Below are 14,343 nucleotides of genomic sequence, written 5' to 3' on the forward strand. Positions count from 1 at the left end.
GCGCGCTACGCGGCGGGTTCGTCGGCGGTCCCGTCGTCGCCGCTGTCGCTGTCGCCGTCGTCGTCGGCGTACTCGTAGGGGTCGCGGTCGCCCTCGACGTCGAGGTAGTCGTCGTTGACCTCCCACTCGCCGTCGTCGGTTTTGACCATGTACTCGCCGTAGTACGGGACTCTGTTGTCGACGGTCTCGCGGAACGCCGCCCGCATCGACTCCTTCGTCTCGCCGATGCCCCGGAGGTCGTCGTTGCGGTTCAGACAGCCCTTGAGGTAGCCGTCGTGGGTGAGCCGGACGCGGTGGCAGTTCGCGCAGAACTGGGGGTTCTCGACGGGGTCGACGATCTCGACCATCCCCCGGCCGGCCATCGCGCCGTCGGCGGCGTCGTCGTCCGCGATACTCGCGCCACCGTCGGCGGCGGCAGCGGCGCCTTCGGCGGCCGCCGCCTCGGCGCCGTCGGCGGCCTCACTGCTCTCCACCCAGTACCGGCGCCGGTCGTGCATCTCTCGGGTCTCGACGTGGTCGGCCCGGTCTTCCAGCCAGCCGTGGACGCGGTCGATGTCGATGGCCCACTCGGGGTGGCCGGCGAGCTCCGGCATGTACTCGATGAGCTGGAGCTGGAGGCCGTCCCGCTCGGCGACGTGGTCGACCATCTCCGGGACGTAGCCGGCGGTCGGCTCGAAGACGACCATGTTCAGCTTCACGGGCGCCAGCCCGGCGTCGAGCGCTGCCTCCACGCCCTCGAGGACCTTCTCGTAGGCGCCGCTCTGCGTGAGCTCGGCGAACGCCTCCTCGTCCATCGCGTCCTGGGAGATGTTGACGCGTTCGAGGCCGGCGTCGACGAGGGCCTCTGCGCGCCCCGGGAGGAAGGTGCCGTTGGTCGTCATCGAGACCTCCATGCCGTCCGGGGTGCGCCGCACGATCTCCTCCAGGTCCGAGCGCAGCATCGGCTCGCCGCCCGTGAACTTCACGGCGTCGACGCCGAACTCGTGTGCGACCTCGAGGAAGGCGACGACGCGGTCGGTGGAGAGCTCGTCCTCGCGGGGGTCCATCGGGCCGCGGGTGTCCCCGAGGCCCTCGTTGTGGCAGTAGACGCAGTCGAAGTTACAGCGGTCTGTGAGAGAGACGCGGACGCCGGACACGTCCCGTCCGAAGTCGTCCTCGAGCATCCTAGTGCCAATCTTTCACACTCGACCTATTTAAAGCGTTGCCACGCGGCGACATCGGGACCCCGGGACGCCACAGCGGTGGCCAGACGCAGCACCGTCGACCGCCGGAGGCAGCGCCGGCAACGGCCAGCAACCACCCTGAAGATTAAGTAGACTCCACCGAAAGTTCATAGAAGATATGACTGATCTGGGTGGCTTTCACGACCACGTCGCGCGAGTCGACCTCGGCGACGGACAGGTGAACTACGAGAGCGTCCCCGACGAGGACGCGAAGAAGTACATCGGCGCCCGGGGCCTCGGCGTCAAGTACGTCTTCGACAACGGCGTCGACGTCGACCCGCTCGGCCCGGACAACCTGCTGGCGTTCATGAACGGCCCGCTGACGGGCACGCAGACGACGATGAGTGGCCGCATCGCCATCGTCACGAAGTCCCCCATCCGGGGGCAGGTGACCGACTCCCACCACGGCGGCTGGAGCGGCGCCCGCCTCAAGTGGGCGGGCTTCGACGGCCTCCTGTTCGAGGGGCAGGCCGACGACCCCGTCTACGCCGTCGTCGAGGACGGCGAGGTGGAACTGCGTGACGCCAGCCACCTCTGGGGGCAGGGCGTCCACGACACGATGGGCGACATCGAGGACGAGGTCGACGGCGAGTACGGCAAGAACCTCTCCACGATGGCCATCGGGCCGGGCGGCGAGAACGAGGTCCGGTACGGCTGCATCATCAACGAGGACGACCGCGCGTCCGGCCGCGGCGGCACGGGCGCCGTCATGGGGTCGAAGAACCTCAAGGCGGTCGTCGTCAAGTCCACGACGGAGATGCAGAAGCCCGCGGACCCGGAGACGTTCCGGGAGGGCCACAAGCAGGCGATGCAGCTCATCCAGGAGTCCGACGTGACGGCGCCCAACGAGGGCGGCCTCTCGCGGTTCGGGACGAACGTCCTGATGAACCCCACCGAGGAGATGGACGGCCTCCCGACGAAGAACGGCCACTACTCGTCGACGCGCTCGATGCGCGAGTCCGAGGACAGCGACATCGACTCCGAGCAGGTGTCCGGCGAGACCGTCCGGGAGAACATCCTCGTCGACGAGCCGACGTGTCACTCCTGCCCGGTCGCCTGCAAGAAGGAGGTCGAGGTCCAGACGATGCACAAAGGCGAGGACCTCAACGTCCGCATGGAGTCCCTTGAGTACGAGTCGGCGTGGGCGCTCGGGCCGAACTCCGCGCACACGAACCTCGAGGACGTCACCGTGATGATCGACCGGTGTAACGACCTCGGCATCGACACCATCGACGCCGGCAACACGATGGCGATGGCGATGGAGATGACCGAAGAGGGCAAGTTCGACGGGCTCGGCGACGGCCTGGAGTGGGGCGACTCCGAGGAGATGATCGACCTCCTGACGCGCATCGCGCGCCGCGAGGACGACCTCGGCGACGCCCTCGCGGGCGGCCCGAGCCACCTCGAGGACGAGTTCGACGGCGAGGAGAACTCCCTCGCGGTGAAGGGCCAGACGATGGCGGCCTACGACCCGCGCTGCATGAAGGGGATGGCCATCGGGTACGCGACCTCGAACCGGGGGGCCTGCCACCTCCGCGGGTACACGCCCGCCGCGGAGATTCTGGGCATCCCGGAGGAGGTCGACCCCCACGAGCCGGAGGGGAAAGGCGAGCTGTGCGCGACCTTCCAGGACCTCCACGCCATCAGCGACTCCTTCGACATCTGCAAGTTCAACGCGTTCGCGGAGGGCATCGAGGAGTACGTCCTCCAGTACAACGGGATGACCGGCCGCGACGTCACCGAGGACGAGCTCATCGAGGCCGGCCAGCGCATCTACACGCTGGAGCGGTACTACAACAACCTCGCCGGGTTCGACGGCGAGGACGACAGCCTGCCCGGGCGGTTCGTCGAGGGCCACGAGGACGCCGTGCCCGCGCAGGGCGGCTCCGAGGGGCAGCTCGCCGAGCTCGACCAGATGAAAGACGAGTACTACGAGGTCCGCGGCTGGGTCGACGGCGTCGTGCCGGACGACCGCCTCGAAGAACTCGACATCGAGGTCGGCCCCGGCACGGGCGTCTCCAGCGGCGACTCGGCCGCGCCCGCCGACGACTGACGACGACGACGAGGACCGCCCGCCGGACACACGACTTCTCAATTCTTCAATGGACGACGACCACGACGCAGCAGACGACGACGACGATTTCGAGTTCCGGGTAGAGGCGCGACTGACCAGCCACGGCGTCTACGTCGAGAACGTGACAGAGACCGACGACGGCTACGAGCTGTCCTACGAGTCGGTCTCGACCGGCAAGGAGGGCGCGATTCCCCACCGGGAGGTCGGCCGGGTCATCAACGTCTTCCGGGACCTCCACGCCGACGACTGGGCGGGCGCCCCCATCGAAGCCGACGTCTTCGACCTCGACGGCAACTACCAGGGGCGCTGGCACGTCGAGGCGGCGTGGCTGGACGAGCTACACAACGGCGACCTGACGGAGGTGGAGTTCTCGCGGCGGGTCGTCGACACCATCGAACACGACGGCGGCGACAGCGACGAGACGTAGGACCGAGTCGGCGGCCGGGCGGCGAGACGCAAGACGAGGGTACGGACTGCACGGCGGGCTGGCGGCCGGCTGGCCGAGGCGTCGTCACGCGAGGACGACCGGCTGGCGGATGTCGAGGGCGGTCTCGAACTCGGCCTCGCGGTCGAGCCGACGGCCGTCCCGGAGGAACTGCTTCTCGTGTGCGCGCCTGACGGCATCCACTTCGTTCTCCGCGAGGTCCAGCGCGTCACCGACCGCCGGCCAGTGGTCGCTGTCGGCGAGGTAGTAGACGGTGCCGTCGGCGTCCACGCGCTCGTACTGGCGCTCGTAGACCCGTTGCTGGTCGGCGAGGTGCCGCTGGACGCGGTCGAGCAGCGGTGACAGCCGCTGGAGCGGGACGCTCGCGCGAGCGCCGGCGAGCAGGACGACCTGCCCCTCGATGGGGTGGGACTGGTCGGACATCCTCGCCCGGGGTCAGCCCCCCGCGCGGATCGCCTTCTGGGAGAACGCCTCCACGACTGGGTCGAGGACGTCGTCGCTGTCGGCCTCGAACGCCACGGTCACCTCGGTGAGCTGGATGGAGGGCCCGATGGAGACTTTCTCCGCCGAGACCGAGGCCCGCCAGCCGTCGCCGGCGACGGTGTCCTCGCCGGTCTGTTCGCCGCCGACGCTCTCGAGGTACCCGAGTGCCGCCCGGGTGGAGATGCCCCGGTAGCTCCGAACGCGTTCGACCATCGTTGTCCGATAGGGGCGAACGGGGGCTAAAGCTGTCGGGGGCGGTAGCCGCGGCCGGGACCGCCGGCTAGCCGGGTCGGATGCCGTCGTCGAAGATGCGCTCGTGGCGGGTTCGGTTGATGCGGTCGGCGAGGTCCTCGTGGTCGTAGATCTGGCGGACGACCGAGGCGACGAGGTCCCGCCACGCCATCGCGTAGATGGGGGACTGGCCCCACGCGCGGAGCTCGACGACGTAGTCGTCGTACTCTTCCCAGCGGTCCTCGAAGTGCTCGACGGCGTCGACGACGCCCTCGATGGCGTCGTCCTCGTCGTCGGCGGCGAGCGCGGCGTTGAGGTCTCGCTCCCAGCCCTCGACGGCCTTCTGCATGTCCATCTTCGTCTCGTCGCTGTCCTCGGGGAGGGAGTCGACGATGCCTTTCGGAATCGCCAGGTCGAGTTCGTCCATACCTACGTTCGGCGCGCCATCGGTGTTAAAGATGCGTGGGCCGTCGACGGGCCGGCGACGCGGGAGGACGGCCGACAGTTACGGTCCGAACATGTTCCGAGGAACGGCTTTCGCCGCCGAGCCCCTAGTTCCGGGCATGAACAGCGGAGAGTGCCCCGAGGGAGGGAACCGCAGCGTGCGGGGAGACGGCGGCGAGCCGAGGGGCGACGGCGGTGGCGGCGAGCTCGCCTCCGGCCGGTCCCCAGCGGGCGGTTCGGACGCCGAGCCGGCGACCGAGGCCGGCCCCGACGCGACGACCACGGTCGACGTGAAGTGCACGGGCCACGTCCAGGAGGAGGTCGGCGAGATGTCCTTCGAGTACACCTTCGAGGGCGACACGCTGCGGGCGTTCCTCGAGGCGTTCTTCGACGAGCACGACGTCGAGGACATGCTCATCGCGGAGACCGAGGCCGAAGCGACGACGAAGGGGTGGGCGCCCGACGACGTCGACCTCCCCGGCGAGAACTGGGCGAAGAACCCCGAGGGCGAACAGACCCGGGCGTTCGCCCGCGTGACGGTCAACGGCCAGTTCAACGAACACCTCGAGGGCCTCGACACGCCCCTGACGGACGGCGACCGGGTCGCGCTCATCTACCCGTTCATGTTCTGCCTGTGAGGCCGGCGGCGCTCCCGGCTACCCGCCCGCGACCGGCGGGAAGACGCTGAGCACCTCGCCGCCCTCGAGGGTCGTCTCCAGGCCGTCGACGTGCGTGACGGCTCGGCCGTCCCGCATGATGGTGACGTAGTCCCGCAGCGACCCGTCCTCGTCGAACAGCTCGAGGTCCTCGTACTCGTCGTCGAGGCGGTCGAGGACGTCGCCGACGGTGGTGACGCCCTCGTACTCCCGGACGACCGTCTTCTGGCCGACGGCGTCCCGGTAGTTCGCGAAAAAGCGCATCGTGAACTCCTGCATGCCCGCACCCACGGGCTCGGTGACATAAAATGCACAGGGCAGCCGGGGGTCCCCAGCCGTCGGACGCGGCGGCCGGCGGCTGCCGGCCCCGGTGGGCTTTTGCCGGGCTCCGTCCAACAGGGAGCCATGAGCGGTCTGGACCTCGACCCCACGCAGCTCGACCGGTACTCCCGGCACATCATCATGGACGACGTGGGTCCGGCGGGCCAGCAGGCCCTCCTGGACGCGTCGATACTCGTGGTGGGCGCCGGCGGCCTCGGGTCGCCCGTCCTCCAGTACCTCGCGGCGGCGGGCGTCGGGACGCTCGGCGTCGCCGACGACGACGTCGTCGAGCTGTCGAACCTCCAGCGCCAGACCATCCACGGGAACGACGACGTCGGCCGGAAGAAAGCCCGGAGCGCGGCCGAGTTCGTCGAGAGTCGGAACCCGGACGTCGACGTCCGGACCCACGACCTCCGGGTGTCGCCGGAGAACGTCGAGGCGCTCATCGCGGACTACGACTTCGTCGTGGACGCCTCGGACAACTTCCAGACGCGGTTTCTTGTGAACGACGCGTGCACGCTCGCGGGCGTCCCATTCTCCCACGGCGCCATCTTCCGGTTCGAGGGACAGGTGACGACGTTCCCGGGCGGCGAGGACGCGCCCTGCTACCGGTGTCTGTTCCCCGAAGCGCCGCCGGAGGGGACGGTGCCGGACTGCTCGACCGCCGGCGTGCTCGGGGTGCTGCCGGGGACGGTCGGGTCGATTCAGGCGACGGAGGCCGTGAAGTGGGTGCTCGACGAGGGCGAGCTGCTGGACGGCCGGATGCTGTTCTACGACGCCGCCAACATGGAGTTCGACACCTTCGAGGTGGCGAAGCGGCCGGACTGCCCGGTGTGTGGCGACGACCCCGCCGTCGAGTCCGTCCACGACGTCGAGTACGTCGACTCCTGTGCCATTGGCGGCGGCGGCGACGACGACGGGGAGAACGCAGGGGCTGTCGGGACTGGGGACGGGGACGACGACGCTGAAGTCACGCAGGACTGAGCCGGTTACTGGGGCTGGTCGTGGCGCCAGAACGCCTCGTCGACGGTGACCTCCTTCTTGAACAGCGGGACCTCGTCCTTGAGGCGGTCAATGCCGTCGGAGACGGTGTCGAAGGCCTCCTCGCGGTGGCCGGCGAGCACCACCACGTAGACGACGTCCGCGCCCGCGGGCACGACGCCCGTGCGGTGGTGCATGCGGACGTCGAAGACGCCGTCGCGGGCGCAGAGCTCCTCGCGGATGGTGGCCAGGCGCTGCTCGGCGACGGCGTCGTAGCGCTCGAACTCGAGGTGTTCGGTCGGCGTGTCGTCGGGGCCGTCCCGGCGGCGGACGCGCCCGGTGAACGTCGCGACGGCGCCGGCGAACTCGCTGTCGGCGTGGGTCAGCGCTCGCGCGACCAGCGAGTCCAGCGTCTCGCGGGGGTCGGTGGCCTCGACGGCGTCGACGACGGCGTCGACGTCCAGCGCGTCGGCGTCCGGCGCGGTCACGTCGGGGTCGGCGGCGGCGTGGTCGCCGACTGCGACGGTCGGGAGGTCGGCGTCCGGGAACCCCTCGGCGACGACGTAGTCGAACTCGGGCGCGAGGTCGTCGAGCACCTCGTCGAGCGTGCGGTCCTCGCCGCTCGCAGTCCACCACGAGCCGTCCGCGGCGAGCGTGACGGAGCGCGTGGCCTCGGTGTCCGGCGCCCGGTCGGTGGGCGCGCTGGGAGCGCCTGCGTGGTCGTCGTCGTCGGCGTTGCCGTCGTAGTCGGCCGGGCGCTGGCTGCGCTGCACCGTCGCGACGCTGCCGCGCTCGGCGAGCGCCCCGACCACGGCAGCGACGGCCGACTGGCGCGCTGCCCGCCCGGAGCCGACGACCGCGAGTGCCTTCATGGGCGTCCGTTGGCCCGCGGGCGTGTTAAGGTTCGCCCAGTCGGCGCCGAGCGTGTGGCCGGCGGCTCGACGGCGGGTCCGGTTCGTCGTTGGACCCGCCCGGGCGCGTCGCTTCGATGCGGCCCTCGCGGCGTCCAGAATCCCCGCCGAGGCACCGAAACATTACTTAAACGTTTGGTGTGGCACCATTTCACAGCCAGTTCGGATTCCCGTCGTAGCGACGCTGTCGCCCCCACGAGCGTGTGAGACAGTCCCACGCTTTCGTGACCCGGAGAAGTGAAAATAACACAAAGTATTTACCACCGACGGTACACCACTCGAACACCCCTACCCACTGGTGCCAGCGTCCAGTACCGCCCTCCGTGGGCGAGACCGATGCAGGTGCCGAAACCGCGAAACTCAACCAAACATGACAAGCAAAACAGACAAACTCCGCGCGGTCTTCCTGACGGCGCTGATGATCGGTAGCGTCTTCGCTGCCGGCGTCGCGTTCACAGGTGGAGCCGCTGCGGCGGCGAGTTCAAACTCGCTGGACCTTGGCGACGGTGACGACAATGCCGTCGCGATTGCGCCCAGCGACAATCTGACTGACGTACAGGTCGACACGGATGGTAACGCTCTGGCTGGAAACAGCACGTTCGTCTTCGTAGACACCGACGACGACGGTGAATACGATTCCGGCGAACCGATGGCAACCAACTCCTCGACTTACGATCAGACAACGCAAACGACTGATCTTGCCATCGACACGGTCGATACATCGGGCCTCTCGGACGGCGACTACACGGTTTACGCCTACGAGAACGAGTCCCTGAACGCCGGTGACTCCAGCTTCGATGACAGCGAATCGCTGACCATCGACTCGGACACGCCGAGCATCCGGAAGGCGACTCACTACCTGAATGGAACTGACGACTCCATCCTCGAAATCGCATTCGACGGGGACGTCAGCTCCACGACTAACTCCGAGGTCACTCTCCTTGACGCGGACGGAGATACCATCGGGAGCACGGTCACTCAGGGCAACCTCAACGACGATGATGGCGACGCTCGAGTCACCATTGACGCGGGCACCTCCATCGACAACGATGTCGCCGAGGTTGAAGTGAACAACTTCACCAACCTCGCCGGTGAGGATATCTCCGACGACACGGTTGGTGTGACAATCGCGCCGCAGACGATCAACACGACTGCCCCGGAAGACGTTGAGGCCTACGCGGGCACCAACGTCGCCCTCAAGGGCAACCTCTCGGACAGCTTCGACATCTCGGGCCCCGATGTCGGCACCACGCGTGGTGCCGGCACGGGTAGCCAGGTCTACGTCTTCAACACGGACGACCTGGAGACCGGCGACTACAACATCACCACTAACACCCAGAGCGATATCTCCACGCTGACGCTGGAGAGCCTCGGTCTGGAAGCTAGTGCCGATGCAGACTCCTTCGACACTAACACGGACGTTACGGTCACTGCGACCGCTGACGACATCAACCGTGACGTCGAAGCAGTCCTGCTCGACTCCAACGGTGACGCCACTGACTACACCGCAGAGGGCACGATTAGCTCTGACGGTGACGTGACCCTCAACTTCGGTGCGGTTGTCGCCGAGGACGTTGGCAACTACACCGCTCAGGTCACCGACGTTGACTCCGGTGTTACTGCCGAGACCGACGTATTCTCGGCCGTTGAGGCTGCCGATACCAACACCGAGTTCGTCAACATCGAGCCTGCCGCCCGTGGTGACGTCGCCTCGATCAACGTCTCCCTGACGGAGACCACCGAGGCCAACATCACCATCGGCGAGTACTCGAGCTCCAACTACCAGGCCAACCTCACCGTCGAAGACGGTAACGGGGACGGCTACGTGGAGTTCAACGTCAACACCTACACGATGGGTAACCAGACCGAGGACGTCCAGAGCGCCTTCTACGTCCCCGGTGACTCCGACGACTCCGTGACTTCCATCGAGCTCACGGACGGTTCCTCGCTCTCGAGCCCGATCGCTGACGGTACGTACCGTACGTCCGTGAAGGCGTCCGGTACCGAGAACGCTGACGACGTCAGCCGTCTCAGCATCACCGAAACGGACGGCTTCACTAGCCAGAACATCTGGACGGCACCCCGCAGCGACTCGCTCAGTGACTTCCCGACCGACGCCACCCTGACTCAGGACGACTCGATCACCCAGGGCGACTGGGTGGTCCACGAGATCAGCGGTGACGGTGTCTTCGGCGTTCTCGCGAACGCTAGCAACAATGGCGATGTCAGCGACACGCAGGCGCTGCTGAACGCGGCCAACTACTCGGAGCTCAGCCTCACGGTCGAGCAGACCGAGGCCTCCGTTGGCCCGAACGCTGACCCCAAGACGCTGAACTACACGGAAGCGCTCCAGAACGGCAACGCTGGTGTCGTTGCTGACGCAGAGAACGGCACCATCTACGTCGCTGCCGCGCTTGACCAGGTCAACACCGGCGAGGACGACCCCGCGCTCAGCTTCGGTGACGACGCCTTCAACGCGTCTGTCACGCTGAACGCGACGACGACGGACCTCGCTGACGACGACTCCTCGGTGTCCGCCGAGTACTCGACCGCCGAACTCGAGGAAAGCCTCACCCAGGACGTCTACAACGTGACCAACGCCGAAAACCAGACCATCACGGCCGAGTCGAACGCCGCTGATGGGACTCAGTACAACGTGCTGGTCGAGTCGACCGATACCGAAGGCGACGGCTTCATCGAGCCGGAGAATCTCGCCACCGTCGAGGACGGCGAGCTGACCTTCGAGGTCGACTTCACTGACGCAGCCGTTGGCGACGAGTTCTCCGTGACCCTCGAGGGTCTCGAAGAGGACGACTCCGCCACGGGTAACGTCGTCGAGTCCGCCGACGACGGCGAGACGACCACGGAAGCCCCGGACACGACCGAGGCTCCTGACACGACGGAAGCCCCGGACACGACCGAGGCTCCTGACACGACGGAAGCCCCGGACACGACCGAGGCTCCCCAGACGACCGAAGCTCCGGACACCACGGAAGCCGCTGACACCACGGAAGGTGACGACGGTTCCTCCGGTGGCTCGATCCCCGGCTTCGGTGTCGGCATCGCGCTGGTCGCGATCCTCGGCGCCGCGCTGCTCGCCCTGCGCGAGTAACGCGACTCCGACGGATTCGCTCTCAGAGCGATTCCACAACCGCAATCCCTGACTTCCCGATTTTCTTTCGCGCGCCAAACTCGACAGCGACAGCGCTAGCGTCGGCGGCGTCGTCGACGTCGCTGCCGGCCGCGAGCACCCACACCAACACGCATATACTCGGGCCGCGCCTGGCTTCGACCAGTAACGATGACGACAGCCGTGACTGACGCGCTCGCGTGGGTCGTGATAGCGGCGTTCGGCACGAGCGCCGTCTTCGACACGACCGGGGGCCGCGAGGCGCTGCGACGGTACACCGCGACAGCTGCGTGGGCGGTGTTCGCGCTGTTCTGGGGGCTGCTCGTCGAGCACTTCCTGTTCGTCCAGCAGTCGCCCATCGAGGGCGTGCTGGCGGCGGCGGCGGTGCCGGCGTGTCTCTACACGGGCTATCTCGTCGGGAGCGGCCGGAAGGAGCTCGCGACGCTGACGCGCGCGGTCGCCATCATGGGCCTCATCTACATCCCGTTCCAGACCATCGAGGCGCTCCGTCAGTGGGCGATTCTGACGACGACTGACCACGCGGCGTGGCTGATGGGGCAGTTCGGCTACCACCCGCCCATCGAGGCGGCGCCGGAGTACCACGGGTACGAGGCGCAGTTCGTCTTCTCCGGTCAGCACGCCGTCACGGGCGAGGACTGGGGGTTCCCGACGACCGTGCTGCTGGCGTGCACGGGCATCGGGAGCATGAGCATCGTCGGCGGGCTGGTGCTGGCCGTCGAGGCGCCGACGCGCCGCCGGATGCAGGCGCTCGGGCTCGCGCTCCCGCTCATCTACGGGATGAACCTCGTGCGCGTGGTGTTCATCGCGATCGCGCACGGCGAACAGTGGTTCCGGCATCCGACGATACAGGACGTCGTGTACGCGCTGTTCCCGAGCGAGAACCCGAACATGGTGTCGTACCTGTTCGCGGACCGCGTGCTCGCGCAGTCCGCCTCGGTGGTGGTGCTGGTGGTGCTGACGCTGGCGTTGCTGCGCATCGTCCCGGAGCTCGGCGGCGTCATCGAGGACGTCGCGTACGTCGCCACCGGCAACGAGTACGACATCACCGAGCGGTTCGCGCAGCGGAGCTGAGGCGGCGCGCAGCAGACTCGTTCTCCCGGTCGTTTCGACACCGAAACGGCGGCAGTCCTCGAGCGGTGCTGACCAGCCGAAGAGTAGCGGCTATCGGCCACCCGACAGGGTGGGAATCCGAAAGGGGCCGGCCGGTCGCGCCGCGTGCCGACGTAAGGACCGCAGCGAGCACCGCGAGCGAGGACCACAGCGAGGCAGGCGGCGCGAGCGGACGGGGGCTTTCGAAGCAGTCGCTACGGGGAGTGGAACCGAACGCAGAGAACAGCAACAGAGCTACTCGAACGAGGCGTCGAAGAGAAAGCGCCCGGAGCGGGATTTGAACCCGCGTCACAACCGTGACAGGGTTGTATGATGGGCCACTACACCATCCGGGCTGGCTGCACTCATTCGTAACCGGCTTGCATTCTTAAGGCTTTCCAATCGGTGGGTTGTGTGGGCCACGGTGCCGTGGCACCGGACCAGACCCGTTACAGTTGGCAAGACTTAAGCGCTGCGGGCGTCAACTGGCCTGTAGTATCTCGTGAGAGTCAGTTCTCCCCCCATGCAGGTGCACCCATGGTAGACGTAAGCCAACACGAACTCGTGCCCGAGCACACGGTTCTCGACGAGGACACCCTCGAAGAGGTGCTCGAGGACTACGAAATCGACCGTACGGAGCTCCCGAAGATCAAGCGCAAGGACCCGGCGCTGCCCGACGACGCCGAGGTCGGGGACGTCGTGAAGATCGTCCGGGACTCGCGAACTACAGACGAAGCCATCGTGTACCGACTGGTGATCGAATAGATGCAACAGGAAGACAAACGCGAACTGTCCGAATCGTACTTCTCGAAGGAACGCCTCGCCGAACACCACTTCCGCTCGTACAACTCCTTCCTCGAGCGCGGCATGCAGGATGTCGTCACCGAGAAGGAGAAGATCGAGACGGACATCGGCGACAAGGAAGACGAAGAGCCGGTGTGGGTCGAACTCGGCGACGTCCGCACCGTCACGCCCCGCGTCCGGGAGGCCGACGGCAGTGAGGAGCTGCTGTACCCCCAGGAGGCGCGGCTGCGGAACATCACGTACTCGGCGCCCGTGTTCATGGAGATGAGCATCGTCAAGGGCGGCGAGGAGGAGGAGGAGCGCGTCCTCGACACGACCGAGACGAAGGTCGGCCGGATGCCCATCATGGTGGGCTCCGAGAAGTGCAACATCGCGGGCTTCAGCGACGACGAGCTCGTGGAGATCGGCGAGGACCCAGCGGACCCCGGGGGGTACTTCATCATCAACGGCAGCGAGCGCGTGCTGATGACCAGCGAGGACCTCGCGCCGAACAAGATTCTCGCCGAGTACGACTCGAAGTACGGCGACGAGATCCAGGTGGCGAAGACGTTCAGTCAGCGCCGCGGCTACCGCGCGCTGGTGCTCGTCGAACGCAACCGCGAGGGCCTGCTCGAGGTGTCGTTCCCCTCGGTCTCGGGCTCGATCAGCTTCGTCACGCTCGTGCGCGCACTCGGACTCGAGTCCGACGAGGAGATCGTCCACCGGGTCAGCGAGGACCCGGAGATCGTGAAGTTCATGCTGGAGAACCTGGAGGAGGCCGACGTCCAGACCCAGGAGGAGGCCATCGAGGAGCTCGGGCAGCGCGTCGCCTCCGGCCAGGGGAAGAACTACCAGCTGAAGCGCGCGAACTACGTCATCGACCGCTACCTCCTGCCGCACCTCCACGAGGACGGCGTCGAGGACGAGGAGACCCGCATCAACAAGTCGTACTACCTCTGCCGGATGGCCGAGGCGTGCTTCGAGCTCGCACTCGACCGCCGCGAGGCCGACGACAAGGACCACTACGCCAACAAGCGCCTGAAGGTGTCCGGCGACCTCATGAAGGACCTGTTCCGGACGGCGCTGAACAAGCTCGCGCGCGACGTGAAGTACCAGCTGGAGCGCGCGAACATGCGGAACCGCGAGCTCACCGTGAACACGGTGGTTCGCTCCGACGTGCTGACCGAGCGGCTCGAACACCCGATCGCGACCGGGAACTGGGTCGGCGGGCGCTCCGGCGTGAGCCAGCTCGTCGACCGCACCGACTTCATGGGCGTCCTCAGTCACCTGCGTCGCCTGCGGAGTCCGCTGTCGCGCAGCCAGCCCCACTTCGAGGCGCGTGACCTGCACGCGACCCAGTGGGGCCGCATCTGTCCCTCCGAGACGCCGGAGGGCCCGAACTGTGGGCTGGTGAAGAACTTCGCGCAGGCGATGGAGCTCTCACAGAACGTCGACGACGAGCGGGAACTCAAACGAGAGCTGTCCTCGATGGGCGTCGAGGGCATTCCGGGCATCAGCACGGAAGCGACACAGACGTCCGCGGACGACTAA

Annotated in this window: 15 protein-coding genes and 1 tRNA gene; 8 read left to right on the forward strand and 8 right to left on the reverse strand. The window is 67.3% G+C overall.

Features of this window, described 5'->3' with window-relative positions; genetic code table 11:
- Window positions 1–5 precede the first annotated feature (5 nt).
- The gene (moaA, locus tag LT971_RS10330; protein WP_237006845.1) at window positions 6–1,163 is read right to left on the reverse strand and encodes a GTP 3',8-cyclase MoaA; all 1,158 of its coding nucleotides are present in this window, start codon (window positions 1,161–1,163) and stop codon (window positions 6–8) included.
- 178 nt (window positions 1,164–1,341) lie between these two features.
- Between moaA and LT971_RS10335 the strand changes: the two genes are divergently transcribed.
- Window positions 1,342–3,276 (forward strand): aldehyde ferredoxin oxidoreductase family protein, encoded by a 1,935-nt coding sequence (locus LT971_RS10335; RefSeq protein WP_237006846.1) that lies wholly within the window; start codon window positions 1,342–1,344, stop codon window positions 3,274–3,276.
- Window positions 3,277–3,325: 49 nt separating this feature from the next.
- Window positions 3,326–3,724 (forward strand): DUF8159 domain-containing protein, encoded by a 399-nt coding sequence (locus LT971_RS10340; protein WP_237006847.1) that lies wholly within the window; start codon window positions 3,326–3,328, stop codon window positions 3,722–3,724.
- Between the two features lie 84 nt (window positions 3,725–3,808).
- On the opposite strand, the gene LT971_RS10345 is transcribed toward LT971_RS10340, so the two are convergent.
- The 3 genes from LT971_RS10345 to LT971_RS10355 form a co-directional block, all read right to left on the reverse strand.
- A complete protein-coding gene (locus LT971_RS10345) occupies window positions 3,809–4,165 on the reverse strand; it encodes a DUF8048 family protein (protein WP_237006848.1) in 357 nt (118 codons plus the stop codon).
- A gap of 12 nt (window positions 4,166–4,177) precedes the next feature.
- Window positions 4,178–4,438: a MoaD-like domain-containing protein gene (locus LT971_RS10350; RefSeq protein WP_237006849.1), complete on the reverse strand. Its 261-nt coding sequence runs from the start codon at window positions 4,436–4,438 to the stop codon at window positions 4,178–4,180.
- 67 nt (window positions 4,439–4,505) lie between these two features.
- Entirely contained in the window at window positions 4,506–4,883 is a 378-nt protein-coding gene (locus tag LT971_RS10355) for a DUF7971 family protein (protein WP_237006850.1), read from the reverse strand.
- A gap of 346 nt (window positions 4,884–5,229) precedes the next feature.
- Between LT971_RS10355 and LT971_RS16540 the strand changes: the two genes are divergently transcribed.
- The gene (locus LT971_RS16540) at window positions 5,230–5,538 is read left to right on the forward strand and encodes a MoaD/ThiS family protein (RefSeq protein ID WP_336885802.1); all 309 of its coding nucleotides are present in this window, start codon (window positions 5,230–5,232) and stop codon (window positions 5,536–5,538) included.
- 18 nt (window positions 5,539–5,556) lie between these two features.
- Here LT971_RS16540 and LT971_RS10365 read toward each other — a convergent pair whose 3' ends face one another.
- Window positions 5,557–5,835: a ubiquitin-like small modifier protein 1 gene (locus LT971_RS10365; protein WP_237006852.1), complete on the reverse strand. Its 279-nt coding sequence runs from the start codon at window positions 5,833–5,835 to the stop codon at window positions 5,557–5,559.
- Window positions 5,836–5,961: 126 nt separating this feature from the next.
- Between LT971_RS10365 and ubaA the strand changes: the two genes are divergently transcribed.
- The gene (gene ubaA / locus LT971_RS10370; RefSeq protein WP_237006853.1) at window positions 5,962–6,861 is read left to right on the forward strand and encodes an SAMP-activating enzyme E1; all 900 of its coding nucleotides are present in this window, start codon (window positions 5,962–5,964) and stop codon (window positions 6,859–6,861) included.
- A 5-nt stretch (window positions 6,862–6,866) separates the two neighbouring features.
- On the opposite strand, the gene LT971_RS10375 is transcribed toward ubaA, so the two are convergent.
- On the reverse strand, window positions 6,867–7,730 hold the full coding sequence (locus LT971_RS10375; protein WP_237006854.1) for a molybdopterin synthase: 864 nt from the start codon (window positions 7,728–7,730) through the stop codon (window positions 6,867–6,869).
- 409 nt (window positions 7,731–8,139) lie between these two features.
- Between LT971_RS10375 and LT971_RS10380 the strand changes: the two genes are divergently transcribed.
- Window positions 8,140–10,881: a beta strand repeat-containing protein gene (locus tag LT971_RS10380; RefSeq protein ID WP_237006855.1), complete on the forward strand. Its 2,742-nt coding sequence runs from the start codon at window positions 8,140–8,142 to the stop codon at window positions 10,879–10,881.
- A 22-nt stretch (window positions 10,882–10,903) separates the two neighbouring features.
- Here LT971_RS10380 and LT971_RS16450 read toward each other — a convergent pair whose 3' ends face one another.
- Window positions 10,904–11,032, reverse strand: a complete 129-nt coding sequence (locus LT971_RS16450) for a hypothetical protein (RefSeq protein ID WP_272904771.1) — start codon at window positions 11,030–11,032, stop codon at window positions 10,904–10,906.
- A gap of 38 nt (window positions 11,033–11,070) precedes the next feature.
- On the opposite strand from LT971_RS16450, the gene artA reads away from it, so the two are divergent.
- Window positions 11,071–11,991: an archaeosortase A gene (gene artA, locus LT971_RS10385; protein ID WP_237006856.1), complete on the forward strand. Its 921-nt coding sequence runs from the start codon at window positions 11,071–11,073 to the stop codon at window positions 11,989–11,991.
- A 301-nt stretch (window positions 11,992–12,292) separates the two neighbouring features.
- Here the strand turns inward: artA and LT971_RS10390 are convergent.
- Window positions 12,293–12,365 (reverse strand) — tRNA-Asp (locus tag LT971_RS10390).
- Window positions 12,366–12,546: 181 nt separating this feature from the next.
- Between LT971_RS10390 and LT971_RS10395 the strand changes: the two genes are divergently transcribed.
- A complete protein-coding gene (locus LT971_RS10395) occupies window positions 12,547–12,774 on the forward strand; it encodes a DNA-directed RNA polymerase subunit H (RefSeq protein WP_237006857.1) in 228 nt (75 codons plus the stop codon).
- Window positions 12,775–14,343, forward strand: coding sequence for a DNA-directed RNA polymerase subunit B'' (locus tag LT971_RS10400; RefSeq protein ID WP_237006858.1), 1,569 nt, complete (start codon window positions 12,775–12,777; stop codon window positions 14,341–14,343).

The organism is Halobacterium rubrum (assembly GCF_021729015.1).
GTDB lineage: Archaea > Halobacteriota > Halobacteria > Halobacteriales > Halobacteriaceae > Halobacterium > Halobacterium rubrum.